The 21,617-nt window shown below is 64.4% G+C and carries 25 protein-coding genes and 3 tRNA genes; 16 read left to right on the top strand and 12 right to left on the bottom strand.

Annotation, left to right across the window (positions count from 1 at the left end; all coding sequences use genetic code 11):
- Window positions 1-84: 84 nt before the first annotated feature.
- Entirely contained in the window at window positions 85-2,460 is a 2,376-nt protein-coding gene (locus tag ACTXG5_RS01880; protein ID WP_445162083.1) for a lysylphosphatidylglycerol synthase domain-containing protein, read from the bottom strand.
- A 215-nt stretch (window positions 2,461-2,675) separates the two neighbouring features.
- Here ACTXG5_RS01880 and ACTXG5_RS01875 point away from each other — a divergent pair, with 215 nt between their 5' ends.
- Window positions 2,676-3,623 (top strand): class I SAM-dependent methyltransferase, encoded by a 948-nt coding sequence (locus ACTXG5_RS01875; protein WP_445162082.1) that lies wholly within the window; start codon window positions 2,676-2,678, stop codon window positions 3,621-3,623.
- Between the two features lie 38 nt (window positions 3,624-3,661).
- Complete coding sequence (locus tag ACTXG5_RS01870) at window positions 3,662-4,177, top strand: nitroreductase family protein (protein ID WP_445162081.1); 516 nt, start codon at window positions 3,662-3,664, stop codon at window positions 4,175-4,177.
- 42 nt (window positions 4,178-4,219) lie between these two features.
- Here ACTXG5_RS01870 and ACTXG5_RS01865 read toward each other — a convergent pair whose 3' ends face one another.
- The 3 genes from ACTXG5_RS01865 to ACTXG5_RS01855 form a co-directional block, all read right to left on the bottom strand.
- Window positions 4,220-5,500, bottom strand: coding sequence for a cytochrome P450 (locus tag ACTXG5_RS01865; protein WP_445162080.1), 1,281 nt, complete (start codon window positions 5,498-5,500; stop codon window positions 4,220-4,222).
- Window positions 5,501-5,670: 170 nt separating this feature from the next.
- Window positions 5,671-7,050: an NAD(P)/FAD-dependent oxidoreductase gene (locus ACTXG5_RS01860; protein ID WP_445162079.1), complete on the bottom strand. Its 1,380-nt coding sequence runs from the start codon at window positions 7,048-7,050 to the stop codon at window positions 5,671-5,673.
- An 11-nt stretch (window positions 7,051-7,061) separates the two neighbouring features.
- A complete protein-coding gene (locus ACTXG5_RS01855; RefSeq protein WP_445162078.1) occupies window positions 7,062-7,262 on the bottom strand; it encodes a ferredoxin in 201 nt (66 codons plus the stop codon).
- 173 nt (window positions 7,263-7,435) lie between these two features.
- Between ACTXG5_RS01855 and cynS the strand changes: the two genes are divergently transcribed.
- The gene (cynS, locus tag ACTXG5_RS01850; RefSeq protein WP_445162077.1) at window positions 7,436-7,891 is read left to right on the top strand and encodes a cyanase; all 456 of its coding nucleotides are present in this window, start codon (window positions 7,436-7,438) and stop codon (window positions 7,889-7,891) included.
- Window positions 7,892-8,923 (top strand): patatin-like phospholipase family protein, encoded by a 1,032-nt coding sequence (locus ACTXG5_RS01845; RefSeq protein WP_445162076.1) that lies wholly within the window; start codon window positions 7,892-7,894, stop codon window positions 8,921-8,923.
- A 91-nt stretch (window positions 8,924-9,014) separates the two neighbouring features.
- Here the strand turns inward: ACTXG5_RS01845 and ACTXG5_RS01840 are convergent, their stop codons facing one another.
- The 3 genes from ACTXG5_RS01840 to ACTXG5_RS01830 form a co-directional block, all read right to left on the bottom strand.
- Window positions 9,015-9,710 carry a crotonase/enoyl-CoA hydratase family protein gene (locus tag ACTXG5_RS01840; RefSeq protein WP_445162075.1) on the bottom strand — a complete coding sequence of 232 codons (696 nt, stop codon included), beginning with the start codon at window positions 9,708-9,710 and terminating at the stop codon, window positions 9,015-9,017.
- Window positions 9,711-9,795: 85 nt separating this feature from the next.
- On the bottom strand, window positions 9,796-10,638 hold the full coding sequence (locus ACTXG5_RS01835; RefSeq protein WP_445162074.1) for a hypothetical protein: 843 nt from the start codon (window positions 10,636-10,638) through the stop codon (window positions 9,796-9,798).
- Window positions 10,639-10,764: 126 nt separating this feature from the next.
- On the bottom strand, window positions 10,765-11,487 hold the full coding sequence (locus tag ACTXG5_RS01830; RefSeq protein WP_445162073.1) for an MBL fold metallo-hydrolase: 723 nt from the start codon (window positions 11,485-11,487) through the stop codon (window positions 10,765-10,767).
- A 110-nt stretch (window positions 11,488-11,597) separates the two neighbouring features.
- Between ACTXG5_RS01830 and ACTXG5_RS01825 the strand changes: the two genes are divergently transcribed.
- The 12 genes from ACTXG5_RS01825 to rplA all read left to right on the top strand — a co-directional run bounded on the left by ACTXG5_RS01825 (window position 11,598) and on the right by rplA (window position 16,615).
- The gene (locus ACTXG5_RS01825) at window positions 11,598-11,810 is read left to right on the top strand and encodes a type II toxin-antitoxin system VapB family antitoxin (protein WP_445162072.1); all 213 of its coding nucleotides are present in this window, start codon (window positions 11,598-11,600) and stop codon (window positions 11,808-11,810) included.
- A gap of 88 nt (window positions 11,811-11,898) precedes the next feature.
- Window positions 11,899-11,971: transfer RNA gene (locus ACTXG5_RS01820), tRNA-Thr, on the top strand.
- Between the two features lie 36 nt (window positions 11,972-12,007).
- Window positions 12,008-12,081, top strand: a tRNA-Met gene (locus ACTXG5_RS01815).
- Window positions 12,082-12,116: 35 nt separating this feature from the next.
- Complete coding sequence (rpmG, locus tag ACTXG5_RS01810; RefSeq protein WP_067102879.1) at window positions 12,117-12,284, top strand: 50S ribosomal protein L33; 168 nt, start codon at window positions 12,117-12,119, stop codon at window positions 12,282-12,284.
- A 47-nt stretch (window positions 12,285-12,331) separates the two neighbouring features.
- Complete coding sequence (hadA, locus tag ACTXG5_RS01805; protein ID WP_445162071.1) at window positions 12,332-12,811, top strand: (3R)-hydroxyacyl-ACP dehydratase subunit HadA; 480 nt, start codon at window positions 12,332-12,334, stop codon at window positions 12,809-12,811.
- Window positions 12,798-13,226 (top strand): (3R)-hydroxyacyl-ACP dehydratase subunit HadB, encoded by a 429-nt coding sequence (hadB, locus tag ACTXG5_RS01800; protein WP_445162070.1) that lies wholly within the window; start codon window positions 12,798-12,800, stop codon window positions 13,224-13,226. The genes hadA and hadB overlap by 14 nt, the downstream gene beginning before the upstream one ends.
- 3 nt (window positions 13,227-13,229) lie before the next feature.
- The gene (gene hadC, locus ACTXG5_RS01795; RefSeq protein ID WP_445162069.1) at window positions 13,230-13,730 is read left to right on the top strand and encodes a (3R)-hydroxyacyl-ACP dehydratase subunit HadC; all 501 of its coding nucleotides are present in this window, start codon (window positions 13,230-13,232) and stop codon (window positions 13,728-13,730) included.
- A 150-nt stretch (window positions 13,731-13,880) separates the two neighbouring features.
- A tRNA-Trp gene (locus ACTXG5_RS01790) sits at window positions 13,881-13,953 on the top strand.
- A gap of 93 nt (window positions 13,954-14,046) precedes the next feature.
- Complete coding sequence (gene secE, locus ACTXG5_RS01785; protein WP_445162068.1) at window positions 14,047-14,523, top strand: preprotein translocase subunit SecE; 477 nt, start codon at window positions 14,047-14,049, stop codon at window positions 14,521-14,523.
- Window positions 14,524-14,555: 32 nt separating this feature from the next.
- Window positions 14,556-15,338 carry a transcription termination/antitermination protein NusG gene (gene nusG / locus ACTXG5_RS01780; protein ID WP_445162067.1) on the top strand — a complete coding sequence of 261 codons (783 nt, stop codon included), beginning with the start codon at window positions 14,556-14,558 and terminating at the stop codon, window positions 15,336-15,338.
- Between the two features lie 61 nt (window positions 15,339-15,399).
- Window positions 15,400-15,828: a 50S ribosomal protein L11 gene (gene rplK / locus ACTXG5_RS01775; protein WP_445162066.1), complete on the top strand. Its 429-nt coding sequence runs from the start codon at window positions 15,400-15,402 to the stop codon at window positions 15,826-15,828.
- Between the two features lie 79 nt (window positions 15,829-15,907).
- A complete protein-coding gene (rplA, locus tag ACTXG5_RS01770; RefSeq protein ID WP_445162065.1) occupies window positions 15,908-16,615 on the top strand; it encodes a 50S ribosomal protein L1 in 708 nt (235 codons plus the stop codon).
- Here the strand turns inward: rplA and ACTXG5_RS01765 are convergent.
- The 5 genes from ACTXG5_RS01765 to mmaA2 all read right to left on the bottom strand — a co-directional run bounded on the left by ACTXG5_RS01765 (window position 16,602) and on the right by mmaA2 (window position 21,608).
- On the bottom strand, window positions 16,602-17,870 hold the full coding sequence (locus ACTXG5_RS01765; protein WP_445162064.1) for an RNA polymerase sigma factor: 1,269 nt from the start codon (window positions 17,868-17,870) through the stop codon (window positions 16,602-16,604). The genes rplA and ACTXG5_RS01765 overlap by 14 nt on opposite strands.
- A 9-nt stretch (window positions 17,871-17,879) precedes the next feature.
- Window positions 17,880-18,578 (bottom strand): YciI family protein, encoded by a 699-nt coding sequence (locus tag ACTXG5_RS01760; protein ID WP_445162063.1) that lies wholly within the window; start codon window positions 18,576-18,578, stop codon window positions 17,880-17,882.
- A gap of 92 nt (window positions 18,579-18,670) precedes the next feature.
- Window positions 18,671-19,567, bottom strand: coding sequence for a hydroxymycolate synthase MmaA4 (gene mmaA4, locus ACTXG5_RS01755; protein ID WP_445162062.1), 897 nt, complete (start codon window positions 19,565-19,567; stop codon window positions 18,671-18,673).
- Between the two features lie 145 nt (window positions 19,568-19,712).
- Window positions 19,713-20,594 carry a cyclopropane mycolic acid synthase family methyltransferase gene (locus tag ACTXG5_RS01750; RefSeq protein WP_445162061.1) on the bottom strand — a complete coding sequence of 294 codons (882 nt, stop codon included), beginning with the start codon at window positions 20,592-20,594 and terminating at the stop codon, window positions 19,713-19,715.
- A 150-nt stretch (window positions 20,595-20,744) separates the two neighbouring features.
- Complete coding sequence (mmaA2, locus tag ACTXG5_RS01745; protein ID WP_445162060.1) at window positions 20,745-21,608, bottom strand: cyclopropane mycolic acid synthase MmaA2; 864 nt, start codon at window positions 21,606-21,608, stop codon at window positions 20,745-20,747.
- Window positions 21,609-21,617: the final 9 nt, after the last annotated feature.

The raw sequence follows: 21,617 nt of genomic DNA, 5'->3' as shown, positions 1-21,617 counted from the left end.
GGCTGGCACCAGCGTCAGCCACGCGGAATGAGACTAGCCGACATCGTCGGGGAAAAGTTGCTAGTCGGGTATTAGGCCGGCTGGCTAGACCATGTCGTTCTCGGTGAGCCACCGCATCACGGGCCAGCCGATGAAGACCGGTATCCAGCAGGTGAGCACCCGGTACAGCAGCACCGACGGCACCCCGACGGCGGCGGGCACGCCAAAGGCAGCCAGCCCACCGATCAACGCCGCTTCGACGGCGCCCACACCGCCGGGCGTCGGCGCGGCCGAGGCCAGCGTGCCGCCGACCATCGTTACCACGGTGCAGGTGACGAACGTCGCCCCGCCGCCGAAGGCCTGGACGCTGGACCAGAGTGCCAGCGCTGCACCGAGAGTCGTTCCGGCACAACCGAGTACGATCAGCGAGAGTCGCCTGGGTTCACGGACAAGCTCGATGAGGTCCTTGGCTACCTCCTGCAGCCGCGGGCGCACCGCCGTCGCCAGCCAGCTCCGGAGCGTGGGCACGAACAGAAATGTGCCGACAATGCCCAGGGCCACACCAGCGATCAGGTAGAGCACCGTGGCATCCGGCACGAAATGCGACAGGTCCATCGACGCGCCGGCCACCGTGCTGAACAAAATCAGCAATACCAGGTGCATGATCACCTGCACCGATTGCTGCAGCGCCACCGCGGCAGTGGCCCGCATGACGCTGAGACCACTCTTCTGCAAAATCCGGGTGCTCAGCGCCAGCCCACCGACCCCGGCTGGGGTGGTGGTGGCGGCAAAGGTGTTGGCTACCTGGGCTATTGATAGCTTCCAGAAGGCCACCGTACCGTCGGTGCAGGCCCACAATGCGGCCGCTGCGCCCACATACGTCATGGCCGAAATGAACATGCCCAGTAGCGCCCACCACCAGTTCGCCGTTCTGAGTTCGTTGAAGAACGTCGGCACGGTACTGATGAAGGGGTACGCGACATAGACCAGCGCGCCGAGCAAGACGAGCTGAACGACTTGGCTGCGGGTGAAGCGGGTGATGGTTTGCTTCTGTATCTCATCTGCACCGGTTTGCGATTTGACTTCGGCTCTGGCGGCCGAGATGACCCCGGACGCATCGCCCACCGATTTCCGGACTCGTTTGGGCACAGCGGATTTGGTGAGCCGTCGGGAGGCGGTCAAGATGCTGTCTTTGCCGAACGTGTCGATCGCCGCCCGCACCGCCGATTTCGCGTCGTAGAGCGCCGTCGTCGTCACCAACAGCTGGGCCAGGTCGGATTGGAGCTGGACGTCGGTGGCGCCGTATTCGGCGTTCCCGAACCCCCCGAAGAGCGCCGTGCCGTCGTCGACCGTGATCTCGTTGCAGCGCAGGTCGCCGTGCGAGATCTGAAAGTCGTGTAGCTTTCTCAGCGATTCCCACACCCGCGCGACCGGCGTCGTCTTCGTGCATTCGTCCAGCGGGATCCCCCGAATGGGCTTGTGCGCGTACAGCGTCCATCCCCGGTCCAGGGTCGCGAAGGCGATCGTCGAGGTGTTGGCTACGCCCACCTCGCCGATGGCGATGGCCATCAGCGCGCGGTGCTCGACCGCGCGACGCATCGAGGCCTGCAGGGGCGCGGTCTCCGTATCGCGCAGCCGCATCTTGCGCCATAGTTCGCGCAGCGCACCACCACTGCTCTGATGCGGGCCGTACAACTCGATCGCTGCCGTCGAATCGGGGTCCCCGGAATCGGTGGAAAGCACAAGCGGACCGGGTCCGGCAGGCCGGACCACCATGAGCCGCGACACGACGAATCCACGTTTGGCCATCGCACGGACCGCGGCCGCCAGCGGCACTTCCAGCGCCGGAGTTCCGACGGCCAGCACCACCACCGCGCCAACGAACCACCCCACCGCCAGCCCCACCAAGGACCGAGCCGGGACGATGGCGCTGATGACGAGGTGAATCGGCACGAAGGCGAGGAGCAGCCCCCACCACCAGTGCCGCCAACGCGCGGGTAGCCACGGGCCGGACACGGTGAGCACCGCGGCCAGCATTGCGATCCAACGCGGGTCATCGAGGAACTGCGCCGGCAGGGTGCTCAGCCGATCCGAGACGTCGAAGTGCCATCGGGGGGCGGCGAGGCGGTTGCTGGAGATCGACAACGGGAGTGCCGCGAGAATCGCGGCGGCTGCGTAGGCGCCCAAGAGTTTCCATTGCCGGCCGACGATCAGGCCGATCAGAATCATGAACGGCAACGCCAGGATGGCGAATCCGTACAACAGGTAAACCACGTCGGACTGGGTGGGGGACAAGACGCCGACAATCTCGGAGACGGATTTCTCCAGCCGAATCCAGCGCGGGCGGGTGACCAGCGAACCGGTGATCACCATCGCGAGAACGGCGGTGGCCAGGATCAGCCGCAGAATGTCATTGGTCCGCCGGTTCACCGGTTGCAGCAAGCTGCCAGAAACGCTGATGTCGCGTCCGTCAACTCGCATGACCATGATCCTTCGAGATCCCTGGGCCCGGAGGCCGCAGTTGGCGGCCCGCGGACAACTTAACCGGATACCTCCGGGCAAGCGTGCATGAACCTGCCGGACAGCTTGTTCACCTGCGGGTAAACGGTAGCGGGGTGCCGCTGTCGGCCACAGCCTGCGGACAGCTCGCTCACGTAAGGTCGCGCCAGACGTGTGTCAACCGGGAGGACGTGAGCGTGGCCAGAACCGATAACGACAGCTGGGAGATCACCGAGAGCGTAGGGGCTACGGCGCTGGGCGTCGCGGCATCCCGCGCGGCGGAGACCGAGAGTGAAAATCCACTGATCCGCGATCCGTTCGCGCGCGTTTTCCTCGACGCCGCCGGTGACGGGGTGTGGAACTGGTACTCGGCTCCGCAGCTGCCCGCCGAGCTGCTGGAAACCGAACCGAATTTGGCGCAGCAGATGCAGGCGATGGTCAGTTATATGGCCTCCCGGACCGCCTTTTTCGACGCGTTCTTCCTGGACGCGACGACCGCGGGCATCCAGCAGGTGGTGATCCTGGCGGCGGGTTTGGACTCACGGTCGTGGCGGTTGCCGTGGCCGGACGGCACGACGGTCTACGAGCTCGACCAGCCCAGGGTGCTGGACTTCAAATCCTCGACGTTGGCCGACCACGGGGCCGAACCCGCCTGCAACCGGGTCGCGGTCCCGGTGGACTTACGCCAGGACTGGCCGACGGCCTTGCGGGAGGCCGGTTTTGACGCCTCGGCGCCCAGCGTCTGGTCGGCCGAAGGACTCATGCCGTATTTGCCGGCCGCAGCCCAAGAATTGCTGTTCGAACGCGTCCAGGGGCTCACTGTTGCCGGCAGCCGGGTCGCGGTGGAGGCGTTGGGGCCGAAGTTTCTCGACCCGGAGGCCCGGACGCGCCGGCGCGAGCGGATGGATCGCGTCCGCGCGGTGTTCGCCAAAGCGGACCTGCAACGCGAGGTCCCCAGCACCGACGAGTTGTGGTACTTCGAAGAACGCGAAGACGTGGGCAACTGGTTCGGTCGCCACGGCTGGGACGTGACGGTGACCCCGTCCCTCGAGCTGATGGCCGGCTATGGGCGCCGCATCTCCGAAGAGGTCGAGAACGACGTGCCCGGGAACTTGTTCGTGGCCGCACAGCGCACGACAACGTAGCGGCCGAAATCCGTTGGCGCAGAAGAGAGGGGAATGAGATGGAAAGCTGGGACGCGATTTGTGCTCGGCGCAATGTACGGCAGTACAAGCCGGAACCGGTGACAGATGGCGACTTAACCCGGATCGCCGAGGCCGGCTGGCGGGCACCGTCCGCGAAAAACCGCCAGCCGTGGGACTTTGTGATCGTCACCGACCCGGCTCAGCTGCAGGACCTGTCCACGGTCTGGCGTGGTGCCGGTCATATCGCGTCGGCCCCGGCCGCGATTGTTTTGGTTGTGCCGGTTCCGCCGGACGAGCGCCGGCTCGTGACCGACAACTACGACATCGGTCAGGCGACGATGGCGATGATGATCGCGGCCACCGACCTGGGCATCGGCACCGGCCATTCGTCGGTGGGGGATCAGGAGAAAGCCCGTGCGATCCTGGGCGTCCCGGACGACTACCTGGTGGCTTTCATGCTCGGGATCGGGTATCCCGCCGATCGTCCGCTGACCCCGATCCGCAAACCGGACCGGCGGCCGTTCGACGAAGTCGTCCACCGCGGTCGCTGGTGAAGGCCGGCACAGCGGCAGACACGGAATCCGAAGGCGGGCGGGTCAGGGCCGGATCTCGTCGCAATCGACGAGTAGATGCCGTGGCCCGCGGAACACTTGGCTGATGCGGTAGGGCGGCGGGTCCTGTACCAGCCGCGGGTTTTCCACCCGGCGCAGGAACGCCTCGAACGCGGTGTTGACTTCCAGCCGGGCCAGCGGGCCACCGAAGCAGATGTGAATGCCGCGACCCCAGCCCACGTGCTCGTTGTCAGTGCGCTGAGGGTCGAACGCGTCGGGGTCATCGAACCGACGCGGGTCTCGGTTTGCCGCGCCGTACATGAGATAGATCGGCGCCCCCTTGGGAATGGTGGTGCCGCCGATGTCGATGTCGGCCAGCGCCGATCGTGTCGGGAAGAACTGGACCGACGACTGCAACCGGAGCACTTCCTCGATGGCGCCGGGGATCAATTCCGGTTTGTCGCGCAACAATTCGATCGACCAGGGGTTGCGCAGCACGGTCAGCACGCAGTGCGAGATCAGGTTGACCGTGGAGTCATGACCGGCGACGAACAGCAGAATCGTGTTGTTGACGATCGCGCTCGGCGACATCCGCCCGTCTGGGCCGTCGTCATGGACCAACTGCGAAATCATCCCGGGCCCAGGAGATTTCGCAGCCTTCTCGGCTAGGTCGACGATGTACTCGTGAAGCTCGATGTTGGCGGCTTCGCCCTTGGCGCGACGTGCCCCGCCCTCCTCGGTGTGGATGTCGGGACCGAGATCGAAGACACCGCCCACGACGTCTGCGATCCACGCGTGAAACTGCGGCTCGTCTTCGACGGGTACGCCCATGATCCGGCAGATCACGTTGACCGGCAGCAGGTAGGCGAACTCGTCGACCACGTCGATGCGGGTTTTGCCCATCGCTTTGTCGAGCAGCCCGTTGACGATCTGCTGACACAGCGGTTCCTGGCCGGGGATCAGATCCGGTGCATCCGGCGGACCGAAGAAGCGCATGCACTGTCGGCGCGCCCGGTCGTGTTCAGGCGGGTCCTGCGCGATGAAGCTCGGTTCCTGGCCGTAGGCACCGGCAATTTCGGGGGCCATCCCGACCCCGGACTCATCGGCGATCTGCCGATCGCGGTGGTCCGGCGGGTGCCCTTTACGGAGGTCAGAACTTACCCTCGGGTCGTGGGCCAGCGCCATGAGCTCTTCGTATCCGGTGACGGCGTAGATGCCGTCGGTCACCCGGACCACTGGCGTCTTGCGAAGTTCGTCGAAGAATAAATACGGATTCGCGCGGTTTTCGTGCCGCATCGCGGCGTCAAACGCTTCCTCGGGGGTCATGGCGCCACTCCTCCTCATCGCTTCGCTCTGCATCGTCGCCGGCGCGGGTCATGGCGCCACTGCTCCTCATCGCTTCGCTCTGCATCGTCGCCGGCGCGGGTCATGGCGCCACTGCTCCTCATCGCTTCGCTCTGCATCGTCGCCGGCGCGGGTCATGGCGCCACTGCTCCTCATCGCTGTCGTGGACGGAATTCAGCGCGCCGTTCGCTGGGATCGTGGCCGGTCAACACCACGTCGGGGGCCTCGGTCGGCACGCCTCGCGCCGGAAAGTCGGCAGGCATCACCCGCATGTTTTCCGGGAAGTCGAAACCGGGCGGATGCGGTGGAAACGGTCCGGACAGCGCAATCTGGTCGCGGTAATAGTCGATCCATTTCGCGTGATTGAAGGTGACTGCGCCAACGATGCGGCCGCGGCGACCGTAGGCCGCGGCAAACCGGCGCTGTTTGACCGAACCCTGGGTGAAGACGATCTCATCGCCGAATGAAGGCACGCCAACGGATTTGATGTTGACACCGAATTGGGCCGACCAGAATTGCGGGATAAGCAGATGCGCCCAGCGATCGATCTCTTCGCAGACCATGTTGTGCGCTGCGACCTGGGCACCCAGCACCGCGTTGTCCCAATGTTCCATCGCCAAGAACTCGTAGTCGTAGAGCACGTGCGGGGCGCGGGCGATGTCACCCGCCACGAAGACACGGCTGGTGACCACCCCGTTGATATCGAACGCTCGGCACCCGGCGTCGCAACCCACGCCCCAGAACCCGGCAGCCAAACCGGCCCCCTCGAGCCACTCGACATTGCGGACTGACCCCAGCGACGTCACGACCACGTCGACGTCGAGCGTGCTGCCATCGGAGAGGCGAGCGCGCCGCACATGCCCGCTGGCGTCACCCTCCAACGCGAGCACCGAGACGCCGGTGCGAAGATCCACCCCGGCCGCGCGCTGCATCTCGGCGGCGACCGCGCCGATCACCCCGCCCAGCGGACCGCACAGCGGGGCCGGGCCCCGTTCGGTGACGGTGACCTCAAGCCCGAGTTCACGGCACACCGAGGCAGCCTCCGAGCCGATGAACCCGGAGCCGATGATCAGCACCCGGCGGGGACGGGCGGCGAGCGCGGCCTGCAATCGCGCGGCATCGGTGTTTGTCCGCAGCGTGTAGACACCTTCGAGCGCGGCCTCTTCGGGGTTGGGCCATCGCCGCGACCGCACACCCGTGGCGATCAGCAGGCAATCGCCTACCACCTCGCTGCCGTCGGCGAGCCGTACCAACTGGTTGGCTCGGTCTAAGGCGGTCGCGGCGACTCCGAGTCGCCACTGCGCATCCACCGCGCGCAACCGCGGCAGCTTCGTATGATCGGCGGCCACCCACCCTTTGAGGACTTGCTTGGACAGTGGCGGCCGATCATATGGCTCGCCCGGCTCATCGCCGATGATGGTCAGCTGCCCGCGAAAACCCTCTTCCCGCAACGCTTCGGCGGCGCGCAGTCCGGCTAGCGAGGCGCCGACAATGACGACGCGACCCTTGTCTTTGAAGCCGTTCTCGCCCACGGCCGATCCCGCTACTCGCCGTCGAGCTTGTCGACGATGATCGCCTGCACCGGGCAGGCCGCCGCGGCCCGCAACACCCGCAAACGCTGGCCGTCATCGGGGTTGGGGTCGTAGGTGAGGGCCTCTTCGCCGTTGAGCTTGAGCACCTCGGGCGCCAGCGGTACGCAGTGCGCATACCCCAGGCAGCGGTTCAGGTCGACAACGATTCGCACAGCGACCCCGATCCTCGCGGTTGAAGATCCGACGTCTGGCAAGCGTACATCTCGAACACGACGCCAATCGCGGTGTTGTCGCAAACTTTTCGCCCCGTCGGGGGGATATCGCCGCCGCTCTCAAATCCCCGTCGCCCGACGTGGTCGACAGAGGGCTAGGGCATGCTGAAGTCATGGACAGAAACGAGATCACCGAACAGATCGTCGTTGCCCGCCTGACGCGCGGCCTGACTTGGCAGGAGCTGGCCGATGCCGTCGGCAGGCCCGTGGTGTGGACCACGTCGGCGTTGCTGGGCCAACATCCGATTCCGCCGGAGCTCGGCAAAATGCTGGCCGAAATGCTGGGGCTCGACCAGTCGGTGGTGCCGGTGCTGGCGGCACCGCCGATGCGCGGGGGACTGCCCACCGCGGTGCCGACCGACCCCACCATTTACCGCTTTTACGAAGTACTTCAGGTGTACGGCGGCGCGATCAAGGAACTGATCCACGAGCAGTTCGGCGACGGCATCATGAGCGCGATCAACTTCAGCGTCGACCTGCAGAAGAAGCCACACCCTTCGGGTGACCGCGTCGTCGTGACTTTCGACGGCAAATACCTTGCCTACGACTGGGTTTCGGCGGAGAGCTAGATGGCGAAAGCGGACCAGTGCAACACTGTCGATCTTGTGCTGTCCGGAGGCGGAGTCAAATTCATCGGCCTGGTGGGCGCCGTCGTGGCCATCATGGATGCCGGATATTCGATCAGGAGGGTGTCCGGTGTGTCGGCCGGCTCGGTGGTCGCCGCGATTCTGGCGGCCGGAGCTGACCGGCTGACCAGCCAGGAAGTGAAGGATCTCGCGTTCTCGGTACCGCTGGACAAGTGGCGTGACGCGGGATCCGTCCCCGTACTCGGTGAAGCCTGGGGGCTGGTGCGGGGAACCAGCCTGTATCGGGGCGATGTAGCGCACGACTGGATCCGGAGCGAGCTGAAGAACCTGGGTGTCACCTCCTTCGGGGATCTACTCCTCGACGAGGAACAGATCCCCCAAGCACGGCGCTCTCGGCTGGTAGTCACAGTCGCCGACCTGACCGCGGCACAGCTGGTCAGGCTGCCGTGGGATTACCGGCGGCTCTACGGATTGGACCCCGATGAGCAGCCGGTCGCCCACGCGGTGCGCGCTTCAATGGCGATCCCGTTCTTTTACCGCCCGGTCAAGCTGAAGGGGGTCAGCGGAGCGACATCCACCCTCGTTGATGGTGGCGTGCTGTCGAACTTCCCGATCGATACCTTCGACCGGCCGGACGGTAAAGCGCCACGCTGGCCCACGTTTGGCATCACGGTTTTGCCGAGGCCCACCGAGGGCATCGGTGCGGTGATGCCGGCGCTGAAGCCGCTGCGCTTTTTTGCACAGACTGCATTGCTGGAGAGCCTGCTCACCACGATGCTTGCCGGGCACGACCAGACCCACCTCAACCAGCCGTGGGTCGCTGCCCGCGCAATCGCGGTCGAATCGACCAACGTGGGCGTGCTCGACTTCGATGTCCCGAGGCCGCGCCTGGAAGAGCTCTACGAGCAAGGCTATGAGGCCGCCCAGGAGTTCCTCTCGACCTGGGACTGGCCGACGTATCTGAAACACTTCCGCGGCGGCGGTTGGCCGCTACCGGATCCCGCCCAAGGGTGAAGTGACGGCCCGTCGCCGGCGTGCCAGACTTCGGGTTGGAGGAGGCGACGGGAGGTGGGGCGGTTGCCCGGGCAACCGTGTCGCCTCCTCCTTACAGCCCGAATTCGGCTTCTATGCCGTCGATTCCGGCGCGCAGCGCCTTCAGCGTGTCGGCACGGGCGCGCAATTTGGTCGCGGCGTGGGCGTGCTGGTGCAGGCCGGCGAATTCCTGTGCGGCTTCCTCGGCGCGGCTGACCACCATCTCGGGCAACACGATCTCGTCGACAAAGCCTGCGGCGAGGGCGGTTTCACCGAAGAATGTCTTGGCCAGCCCGGTGGCTTGCTGATACGCCGAGCGCGTCAGCCGCAGCTTCAGGATCTCCAGCGCCGCATAGGGGATGGTCATGCCGATCGCCACCTCGTTGGCCTGGATGTTGTAGGCGTGGGCGGCCACCCGGTGGTCGGCGGAGGACAACAGGAACGACCCCATCGCGATGGCGTGTCCGGTGCAGGCGATCACCACCGGCTTCGGGTAGGACAACAGCCGATACGACAACTCGAAGCCGCCCCTGAGCATGTCGATCGCGGGCTGCGCCTCGCCGGAGGTCAGGATCTTCAGGTCGAATCCGCCGCTGAAGACCCGCTCATTGCCGGTGATCACCAGCGCGCCGACGTTGTCGCCGTCGGCCTGGTCGATCGCCTCGTTGATCGCCGTTTGCATGGTCGGGCCCAGCGCGTTGACCTTGCCGTCGTCCATCCTGATGACCGCGACGGCGTCCTTGAGGCTGTAGGTGACCGGACCGCTCATGGGTTACTCCTTAGCGACAGGCAGCGCAGTCGATTGAATCAGATCGACGTTGGGTGACCCCACGCGGCCGGATGTTGTTCGACCGTCACACGGGCTGGCCGCGATGTTTACCCAGATCGTTTTCGCCGTTACCCCAGCGCAGGCCCACATCGGTGGGTGCGTCGACCTGCCGGGCACGCCAGCGGTCCTGAGTTTCGGCCACCGCGTTGTTGATTCGTTCGATCTCGCTGCGGAATACGTCGGCACGCGTTTCCTTGCTTGCGTAGTGAAAGTACGTCAGCAGGCTGCGTAGCAGTTCCAGTTTCTGCTTTTCCCTCTTGGCCAGGTCATGCGTCGTCATCAACTCGATGCGCTGAACGGGTGGCAGGGCATCCCAGTCCAGCACCACGCTGGTCTCCAACGGCTTGCGCTCACGCTCCCAGAACCGCCACCCGCGTGGCTTATCGGGGCGGTCGTGGTAGATCACCGACCCGGTGAAGCGAGATTCGATGCCGCCGCCGATTTCGGCCCGGTCGAGCGCCGAGTCCCAGACCATCCGCCACTCCTGGCCGGGCGCGAGTACCGGCAATTCGCGGGGAAATTGCAGTTCGACAACTTCGGCGTAGCCATCGCTGGAATTTTCGTATTCGGCCACTGTCGGCGGACTCGCAAAGGAAAACCGGATGTCATAGGCCGCCGTCCGACCGAAATTGCGGACCACCAGCTCGATCACATGCCAGTCGGCGGCATGCGGCTCCATCAGCATGCCGACATGGGGCCGAGTCTGCTCGGCGGTCAGCCGGCGGTTGCGGGCGATCTGGTGGTTGGTGAAGACCAGCGCGACGATGCCGAGCGCAATCGCCACCCACGCTGCCCATGCCAACCAGGTGCTGGACTCAACATTGGTGACCCCGTGCCAGCTGCCCTGGATCCACCCCATTGAATCCATCCCTCCGCTTATATCTCAGCGATGTGCACCCGAAATTCTGCTGGCCCGGCTGCGGAATCGCAATGACCACGGCGATCACTCACGTCGGCGCAAATATCGAACGCGAGAAACGCCCCGCTCAGTCGGTTAGCCGCCCATCAACATTCGCCACTGATCAAGGTTTGTGGCTCGATACACATAGTTGGAACGCTTGACCTCGGCCAGCGACGCGCTTGGATCTGCGGAATACCAGTGCCCGGGAAACACGGTCGGGTCGCCGGGAAGCGCGGCAAGCTGCTGCAGACTGCGGTACATCTCGTCGGCGTCGCCGCCCGGAAAGTCGGTGCGCCCGCAGCCGTCCAGGAAGAGGGTGTCACCGGCTACCAGTCGGCCGTCGAGCAGAAAGCACTGGCTGCCCGGGGTATGACCCGGAGTGTGCAGGAGCTCGATCTCGATGTCCCCGATGCTGACCTTGTCGCGGTGCTCATGGGTGGTCAGGTCGCTGATACCAATCCCGGTGACCCGCGAAACCCAAACCGCTTCGTGGGTATTCACGTGCACTGGCACGTTGGCCCGGTCCAGTAACTCGGCTAACCCGTTGAGCTCGAAGCCCATCATCGAGCCGCCCACGTGGTCCGGGTGATGGTGGGTCACCAGCACCCCGGACAGATGCATGCCGTCGGCCTCGAGCGCGTCGACCAGATCGCCCGCGGCGTATGCCGGGTCGACCACGACGCAGTCTCCGGTCTGACGGTCACCGATCAGGTAAGCGAAATTGCGCATTTGCGTCGCGAACATGTCACCAGCAGCGAAATCGCGACCGGCGAGCAGCTGGCGGAAGTACAGGCGGTCCGCTGACGAATCTGTCACCGCAACAGCCTATGACCCGGCCGACCGACCGCGGATTGCGGGCGCATCGCGGCCGGTCAACCGAACTTTTTCGAAGGGTTTCCCGTGTCTGCGGTGGGTATTGTTGGTCCATGCTGAAGAAGGTCGAGATCGAGATCGACGACGATCTGGTCGGAGAGGCAATACGCCGCTATCACCTGGCCGACGCGCGCGAGGCCGTCCATCTCGCGTTGCGGACTCTGCTCGACGACACCACGGACCCAAATGGTGAACAAGACGATATCTACGACGAGTTCAGCGACCTCACCGCGTGGCAACCTCACCGCGATAGCGACGGGGGGTGAACCTCCCGCACCGGTGGTTTGGTGCCGTCGCGCGTCGCGCTGTACCCTCTTTTAGGCCCGCGGCACGACTGGTCGCTACGGGTGAGAGGCCCCCTTAGCTCAGTCGGTAGAGCGTTTCCATGGTAAGGAAAAGGTCAACGGTTCGATTCCGTTAGGGGGCTCGGCGGATGCCGAGCAGGCGGGTGGCGCATACCAGAGGCGGTGTAGCTCAGTCGGTTAGAGCGAACGACTCATAATCGTTAGGTCGCCGGTTCGAGTCCGGCCATCGCTACAACACAACAACGTGACGTTTGAGAGAGAACTGATATGGCTTCCAGTACGGATGTTCGGCCGAAGATCACTTTGGCCTGCGAGGTGTGCAAGCACCGTAACTACATCACCAAGAAAAACCGCCGAAACGACCCCGACCGGCTGGATCTGAAGAAGTTCTGCCCCAATTGCGGCAAGCACCAGGCGCATCGCGAGACACGCTAATTACCTGCGGCCGTTTAATCGAGATTGAGCAGGTAGGTTTTGTAGCCGTGTCGTTGACGACCGATATTGTCGGAATGCACTTCCGCTACCCCGACCATTACGAGGTGGAGCGGGAGAAGATCCGCGAGTACGCGGTGGCGGTGCAGAACGGCGACGCGTGCTACTCCGAGGAGGGGGCCGCCGCCGAGCTCGGCTACAAGGGACTGCTGGCCCCGCTGACGTTTTGCTGTGTGTTCGGCTACCAGGCTCAGATGGCGTTCTTCAAGTACGCCAACGTCGCGGTCCAGGATGCGCAGATCGTTCAGGTCGACCAGGTGCTGAAGTACTTCAGGCCGCTGGTGGCGGGTGACAAGCTCTACTGCGATGTATACGTGGAGTCGGTGCGCGTGTCGCACGGCACCCAGATCATCGTGACCAAGAACATCATCGCCAATGAAGACGGCGAGACTGTCCAGGAGACCTACACGACCCTGGCGGGCCGTGTCGGCGATGATGGAGAAGAGGGATTTGCTGATGCCACTGCGTGAGTTCAGCTCGGTGAAGGTGGGCGACCAGCTTCCGGAGAAGACCTACCCGTTGACCCGACAGGATCTGGTGAACTACGCGGGAGTTTCGGGTGACTTGAACCCGATCCACTGGGACGACGAGATCGCCAAGGTCGTCGGACTGGACACCGCGATCGCCCACGGCATGCTGACCATGGGTATCGGCGGCGGCTACGTCACCTCGTGGATCGGTGACCCCGGTGCGGTCACCGAGTACAACGTGCGATTCACCGCCGTGGTGCCGGTACCCAACGACGGCAAGGGCGCGGAGCTGGTCTTCAGCGGCCGGGTGAAGTCGGCCGATCCGGAGACCAAGTTGGTAACCATCGCACTTACCGCCACTACCGGCGGCAAGAAGATCTTCGGCAGGGCCATCGCGTCGGCGAAGCTGGCGTAGCCTATGGCGCTCAAGATCGACATCCGCGGCATGGTCTGGCAGTACCCGGACTATTTCGTCGTGGGCCGTGAGCAGGTCCGAGCATTCGCGCGAGCGATCCTGTGTGACGACCCGGCATCCTTCGACGAGTCAGCGGCCGCCGAACTCGGCCACGACAACATCATTGCGCCGCTGACTTACGTGTCGATCTTCGCGAAGCTTGTTCAGGACGATTTCTTCCGGAATGTCGATATCGGCTTGGAGTCCATGCAAATCGTTCAGGTCGACCAGAAATTCATCTATTCCAGGCCGGTCTACGCGGGAGACAAACTGTACGGCCGTATGGACGTCCATTCGGTGGACGAGCGTTTCGGCGCCGACATCGTGGTCACCAAGAACACCTGTAGCACCGAGGATGGCGAGGTGATTCTGGAGGCCTACACCACCTTGATGGGACACGAGGGGGACAATTCCATCCAGCTCAGGTGGGACAAGGAAACCGGGCAGGTCGTCAGGACCGCGTAATTAGTATCTGACTCGCGTGCCGATGTACACTCGGACCTCGGGGTTTTCCCATTACAGCGCGCTGTCCGTCGGTTCGGCGATCACCGAACGGAGAGCGCGTGTGTCATGTAGGCCCCGGCAGGTAAGCGCAGGTTGGGCTGCCAACCGCGAAGGGGCGTAGCTCAACTGGCAGAGCAGCGGTCTCCAAAACCGCAGGTTGCAGGTTCAAGTCCTGTCGCCCCTGCAGAACGCGAAGACGTGCCATGCTGGACACTAAGCGAGTGCCCGATCAGCGCGGGACGGATCGTGAGATAGCTAGCGAACAAAGGAGCATGCGGTGAGCGACGAGGGCGACGCTGCCAACGACGCCGCACGCGACGGCGATGACACCGATGACAGCGCCAGCGGTGGTCGGACGGCCGTGGTGACCAAGCCTGCGACGCGTCCGCAACGCCCGACCGGCAAGCGATCCCGGCAGCGAGTGACGGATACCGACGACGACGTCGACGTAGAGTCCTCGGACGAGGTCGAGGTCTCCAAGGAGGCCAAGAAGACCCGCGCAGCCAAGAAGGCCGGAGCCGACAAGAAGGCCAAGAAGCCGAAGAAACCCGGGGACCGTACGGCTAACCCGTTCGTTTTTATTTACAACTACCTCAAGCAGGTCGTTGCAGAGATGCGGAAGGTGATCTGGCCGAACCGCAAACAGATGTTCACCTACACCTCCGTGGTGCTGGTGTTCCTGGCCTTCATGGTGGCGCTCGTCGGCCTTGCTGATTTTGGCCTGACCAAGCTCGTGCTGTTGGTATTCGGCTGAGCTTTCCAGAGTGATAGAGAGGACTGAAAACCGTGACTACCTTCGACGGTGACACGTCCGCGGGTGAAGCGGTCGACGTAGACGAGGTCGCCGAGGAGACCCTAGCGGCCTCTGAGACCCCAGCGGCCGCGGAGACCCCGGAGGCTTCGGAGACCCCGGAGGCCCCCGCCCCGGCGGAGCCGGCCGACGAGGACGACCCTGCCGCCGCGCTCAAGGCGGACCTGCGCAGCAAGCCCGGCGACTGGTACGTGATCCACTCCTATGCGGGATACGAGAACAAGGTGAAAGCCAACCTCGAAACCCGTGTGCAGAACTTGGACGTCGGCGACTACATCTTCCAGGTGGAGGTACCCACCGAAGAGGTCACCGAGATCAAGAACGGCCAGCGCAAGCAGGTCAATCGCAAGGTGCTCCCGGGCTACATCCTGGTGCGCATGGACTTGACCGACGACTCGTGGGCCGCGGTCCGCAATACCCCCGGTGTGACGGGATTTGTCGGCGCAACGTCTCGTCCGTCGGCGCTGCGGCTCGACGACGTGGTGAAGTTCCTGCTGCCGCCGGGTGCGGCGAAGAAGCCCGTCAAGGGTGCGGCCGCCACCGCCGCCAGCGCCGAGGTCGGCGGTCTGGAACGTCCGGTGGTCGAGGTCGACTACGAGGTGGGCGAATCCGTGACAGTCATGGACGGACCGTTTGCCACGTTGCCGGCAACGATCAACGAGGTCAACGCCGAACAGCAGAAGCTCAAGGTGTTGGTGTCGATCTTCGGCCGCGAAACACCGGTGGAACTCACCTTTACCCAAGTCTCCAAGATCTAGCCGGCCGGCCCGTTCGCGGGAACGGCTGGATGCATAAACCAGGAAGGAACGTCAACATCTCATGGCCCCGAAGAAGAAGGTCACCGGGCTGATCAAACTGCAGATCGTGGCGGGACAGGCTAATCCTGCGCCGCCGGTTGGTCCCGCGCTCGGCCAGCACGGCGTCAACATCATGGAGTTCTGCAAGGCCTACAACGCGGCGACGGAGAGCCAGCGCGGCACCGTCATCCCGGTGGAGATCACGGTCTACGAAGACCGCAGCTTCACCTTCGCGCTCAAGACGCCGCCCGCCGCCAAGCTGCTACTCAAGGCCGCCGGCGTGAGCAAGGGCTCGGCGGAGCCGCACAAGACCAAGGTCGCCAAGGTCACCTGGGCTCAGGTTCGTGAGATCGCCGAGACCAAGAAGACCGATCTCAACGCTAACGACATCGACGCTGCCGCCAAGATCATCGCCGGCACCGCCCGGTCGATGGGCATCACGGTCGTCTAGTACCTGTACGGATCAGCAAGCGTGGGAGGGCCAGCTGCGGCCCGATTAACCACGAACCCAACACAGATTGGATAGAAGAATGAGCAAGAACAGCAAGGCATACCGCGCCGCCGCCGAGAAGGTGGACCGCGACAACCTCTACACCCCGCTCGAGGCGGCCAAGCTTGCCAAGGAGACCTCGTCGACCAAGCAGGACTCGACCGTAGAGGTCGCGATCCGGCTCGGTGTCGACCCGCGTAAGGCGGACCAGATGGTCCGCGGCACGGTCAACCTGCCGCACGGCACCGGTAAGACCGCCCGGGTCGCGGTGTTCGCCGTCGGCGACAAGGCCGAGCAAGCGCAGGCCGCCGGTGCCGACATCGTGGGCAGTGACGACCTGATCGAGAAGATCCAGGGCGGCTGGCTGGAATTCGACGCCGCGATTGCGACCCCTGACCAGATGGCCAAGGTCGGCCGCATCGCGCGTGTGCTGGGCCCCCGCGGCCTGATGCCGAACCCCAAGACTGGCACCGTGACCCCCGACGTCGCCAAGGCCGTCACCGACATCAAGGGCGGCAAGATCAACTTCCGCATCGACAAGCAGGCCAACCTGCACTTTGTCATCGGTAAAGCGTCCTTCGACGAGCAGAACCTCGTGGAGAACTACGGCGCCGCGCTTGACGAGGTGCTGCGGCTCAAGCCGTCGTCATCCAAGGGGCGCTACCTCAAGAAGATCGTCGTGTCGACGACCACCGGCCCGGGCATCCCGGTGGACCCGGCCGTCACGCGCAACTTCACCGAGGAGTAATTCCGTCGACGCCGAGCGTCGAAGCCGCCTCTCCGCCGCACTCGGCGATGCGTCGCCGCAAGAAGTCGCGGCCCGGCTCGGAACCGTTGGACTCCAACGCCGTTCGATACCAAGTGAGAGCTTCCGCGGGCCTTCCTGCGCGCCGCAGCAGATCGGCCCTTACCGTCGCGACGAGATTCGAGCGGGTCAGCCGGGGATCACGCGCCGCTTCGTCCAGCGCGAGCAGGCCGGCGTCGGGGCCGTCGCGGAGGCCCACCGCCAGTGCGCGGTTCGCGCCCGCCACCGGCGAACCGGTTAACTCCACGAGCCGGTCGTAGGCCGTGCAGATGGTGACCCAATCGGTCTGTTCCCAGGACGAAGCCGTCGCGTGCAGCGCGGCGATCACCGCCTGGGGCAGATAGGGACCCGTCGAACCCTCGGCCCGCCGTAGCCGGTCCAGCCCGCGCGCGATGCGGCCGCGGTCCCACTTGCGGCGGTCCTGATCTTCGAGTGGCACCAGCATCCCGGTGTCATCCACCCGCGTTGCTCGCCGCGAATCATGCAGCAGCGTCAGGGCGGACAAGGCGTGCGCCTCACGCTCGTCGGGCATCAGCGCGCACAGCTCGCCGGCCAGCCGAACGCCTTCGTCGCACAGTTCGTCGCGAATCGCCGAGGGGCCCGCGGTCGACCAGTACCCCTCGGTGAACACCGAATAGATGCAACCCAGCACGTGTGAGGTCCGCTCGGCCAGCAGCTCCGCCGGCGGCACTCGCAGCGGGATGTTGGCATGGCGAACCTTGTTCTTGGCGCGTGTGATTCGCTGACCGATGGCCGTGTCCGTTTGCAGCAGTGCACGGGCGATCTCGGCGACGGTCAACCCGGACACCAATCGCAGCGTGAGCGCCAACTGCGACTGCCGGTCCAGCGCCGGGTGCGCACAGGTGAACATCATCCGCAGTTCGTCGTCGCGAACCGGATGTGGTTCGGTGTGGTCGGTACGCGCCCTGATGTCGTCCACGTAGCTTTTCACAGCCGCCAATTCCTTTCCGGGACGGACGGATTCGCGGCGCAGCCGATCCCGGGCGCGGTTACGGGCGACCGTCAACAGCCACCCGCCGGGGTTATCGGGCGCACCCTCGCGGGGCCAGGTGCGCAGCGCCTCGGCGCAGGCCTCCTGGACGGCGTCCTCGGCGACGGTGAGGTCACCCGACCACCGCGCGAGCGCGGCGACGGCGGGGCCCCATTCCCGGCGGAAGACGCCGTCCAGGTTGGTCATTGCGGGTGGTTAGAGTCCCGAGACTCCAGCCAGTTGCCGTAGCTGCACGGTCGAAGCGGGGATCATCGACGCCAACTTGATGGCCTCGTCGCGATCCGCTGCGCCAAGCAGGTAGATCCCGGTCGCGATTTCGGCGCCCTCCACATAGGGCCCGTCGGTGATCAGGGCCTCGCCATCGCGCACCCGCACGGTCGTTGCCGTGGTCCGGTCGTGCAATGCGGCGCCGCCGATCAGGTGATCGCCCGCGGCAGTGTGCAGATCTGCGTGCTTTGCCGCTACCGCGTCCCATTCCGGTGTGCCGGGCGTGTGTGCGGATTCGGCCGGTTCCAGCAGCAGCGCGAGCCAGTCGTTGCCGGTGAGCTCGCGGGACGGCTCAATCGAGTGGACCTCCGGCCACAATTCCACCGCCCCGAACTGGGCGACCGGGACCTCGCGCGCCAGCGCCAGCGCCTCGTCGAGGTTTTCCGCTTCGAACACGTAGTAGCCGCAGGCCACCTCGGCAGCCTCGGCGAAGGGGCCGTCGGTGACGATTGGCGCGTCCGGGCCGCCGGTGATCACCACTGCGGCGGCGACGGGCGCCAGCGCGTCACCGGCTTTGATCGCCGCGCCGGCTTTGGCGTGGAAACGCTCCCATTCGGCCATGCCCGCGGCCCACTCCTCGGGCGTGCGGTCTTGTTCCTTGCTGATTAACAGCGCGAAATACTGCATGTTCGTCACCTCCGGTAGTGAGCGAAGCCTCGTGCTCCACTCTCTACCTATCCGACGAACGACGCAGCCCTAATCCGACACCGGCCGCTAAATCAGGCGAGGGCGCCCGGCTTGAGGTAGGTCACCAGGCTGACGTCAAGAATCTCGTAATCGAAATAGTGCTCGCAGCCGCGCAGGTACTTCATGTACCGGTTGTAGACCTCTTCGGAGGTGATCTCGATAGCCTGGTCCTTGTTGGACTCCAGCGTGTCGCCCCAGATGTGCAGCGTCCTGATGTAGTGCGGGCGCAGCGAAAGAGGGTCAGGGACGGTGAAACCGGCCTTCTCGCCGTGTTCGACCATCATGTCGGTGGTCGGCAGGCGACCGCCCGGGAAGATCTCGGTGATGATGAATTTGATAAAACGCAGCGTCTCGAAGGTCAGCTTCTTGCCGCGGGCGTTCATGTCGTACGGGTGGTAGCTGACGCTGCTCTGCACGGTCATCCGACCGTCCTCGGGCATGATGTCGAAACACCGCTTGAAGAAGTCGTCATAGTTCTCATGCCCGAAGTGCTCGAAGGCCTCGATCGACACGATCCGGTCGACGGGCTCGCAGAAATCCTCCCAGCCGTGTAGTCGCACCTGATGTGAGCGGTCGGTGTCGAGTGCACCCAGCACTTGCTGGGAGCGGGCGTGCTGGTTCTTGGACAGTGTCAGGCCGATGACGTTGACGTCATATTTCTCGATGGCCCGCTTCATCGTGGTGCCCCAGCCGCAGCCGATGTCCAACAGCGTCATGCCCGGCTTGAGGTCCAGCTGGTCCAAGTTGAGGTCGATTTTGGCGATCTGGGCTTCTTCGAGGGTGAGCTCGGGCGGCTCGAAGTAGGCACAGCTGTAGATCCGGCCCGGATCCTGAAAAAGGGCGAAGAAGTCATCGGAGACGTCGTAGTGCGCCTGGATATCTTCGGAGCGCGTCCGCGTCTTCGTCGGACTCATTGGTTGCTCAGCCATTGTCGTCTTGTTCTCCCCTGAAATTCACTGCCTGAAACGCACTGTGCATCGCTGACTGCAGTGATGTGCAGCGCTACCCAATGTAGCCGTGCCGCTTAGCCGCCTGGGGCGCCGTGCGCCCGTTCGCCCCGACCGACACAAAACTCTACTTGGCCAGCGTGAAGTGGTGGCAGTCGATGTAGCCGATGCGGAATGACTTGGCACAGCCGGTCAGGTATTTCATGTACCGCTCGTAGACCTCTTCGGACTGGATCTCGATGGCCTCGTCCTTGTGCGCCTCCAGAGCTTCGGCCCACAGGTCGAGGGTCCTGGCGAAGTGCAGCTGCAACGACTGGACACCGGTGACGGAGAAACCCGCCTTCGTCGCGTGATCGTCGACCTTCTCGATCGACGGCAGCCGGCCGCCCGGGAAGATGTCGGTGAGGATGAACTTGACGAAGCGAGCCATCTCGAACGACACCGGCATACCGCGCTCGACGATCTGCCCTCCCGTCAAACCGGTGATCGAGTGCAGCAGCATCACGCCGTTATCCGGCAGGATGCTGTAGGCGAACTTGAAGAAGTCGTTATAGCGCTCGAAGCCGAAGTGTTCCAACGCTTCGATCGTGATGATGCGGTCCACCGGCTCGCTGAAGTCCGCCCAATCAGACAGCAGTGCCCGGCGCGAGCGGGTTGAGTCGACTCCGTCGAGCACTTGCTGGCAGTAAGCGTGCTGGTTCTTGGACAGGGTCAGCCCGATGACGTTGACGTCGTACTTCTCGACGGCGCGCTTCATCACCGAACCCCAGCCGCAACCGACGTCGAGCAGGGTCATCCCTGGCTCCAGCCCCAACTTGTCCAGCGCCAGGTCGAGCTTGGCGACCTGTGCCTCTTCCAGCGTCATGTCATCGCGCTCGAAGTACGCGCAGCTGTAAGTACGAGTCGGGTCCGTGAACAACGCGAAAAACTCGTTCGAAAGGTCGTAGTGGGCTTGGACGTCGTCGACGTTGGCTCGCGTCCGGATAATGGCTGCTGGATTGTTTGACATGAGTCCCTCCCGAGTGGACAGGCACCTTCACGAGGAGGCCATCCGGGGGCGACCCTACACGGGGCCCGGCTCATCTCGCGTATTTGAGGTGGCAAGCCACTGGGTTTCTCGATTGCAGACCCGCCGCCTCTAGTGTGACGGATGCGGTGGCTACTTCTCCAGCGTGAATTGATTGACGTCGATGTAGCCGACCCGGAACGCGTTGGCGCAGCCGGTCAGATACTTCATGTAACGCTCGTAGACCTCGACGGACTGGATCTCGATCGCCTCGTCTTCGCGTGCCTCCAGCGCTTCGGCCCACAGATCGAGGGTCCGGGCGTAGTGCAACTGCAGCGATTGGCGGCGGGTCAACTGGAAACCCTGCTTGGACGAGTGATCCGCCACTTTCTCGATGGACGGCAGCCGGCCGCCCGGGAAGATCTCGGTGACGATGAACTTGATGAAGCGGGCCATGTCGAACGTCAGCGGTATGCCACGTTCCATGCACTGCGTGCCCGTCAATCCGGTGATCGTGTGCAGCAGCAGCACGCCGTCAGCAGGCAGAACGCTGTGGGCCATCGTGAAGAAGTCGTCGTAGCGATCGTGGCCGAAGTGCTCGAATGCGCCGATCGACACGATCCGGTCGACGGGCTCGTCGAACTGCTCCCAGCCGGCCAGCAGGACTTGCTTGCTCCGTGGGTTGTCCATCGCATCGAATGACTTCTGTACGTGGGCGGCCTGGTTCTTCGACAAGGTCAGGCCGACGACGTTCACGTCGTATTTCTCGACCGCGCGCCGCATAGTGGCACCCCAGCCGCAGCCGACGTCGAGCAGGGTCATCCCGGGCTGCAGCCCGAGTTTGCCCAGGGCCAGGTCGATCTTGGCGAGCTGTGCTTCTTCCAGCGTCATGTCGTCGCGCTCGAAGTACGCGCAACTGTAGGTCTGGGTGGGATCCAGAAACAGCCGAAAGAAGTCGTCGGACAGGTCGTAGTGCGCCTGCACATCGGCGAAGTGTGGTGTCAGCTTGCGAGCCATGACGGGTGT

This window comes from Mycobacterium sp. Dal123C01, assembly GCF_052566995.1.
This window is presented reverse-complemented; position numbering and strand designations above follow the sequence as displayed.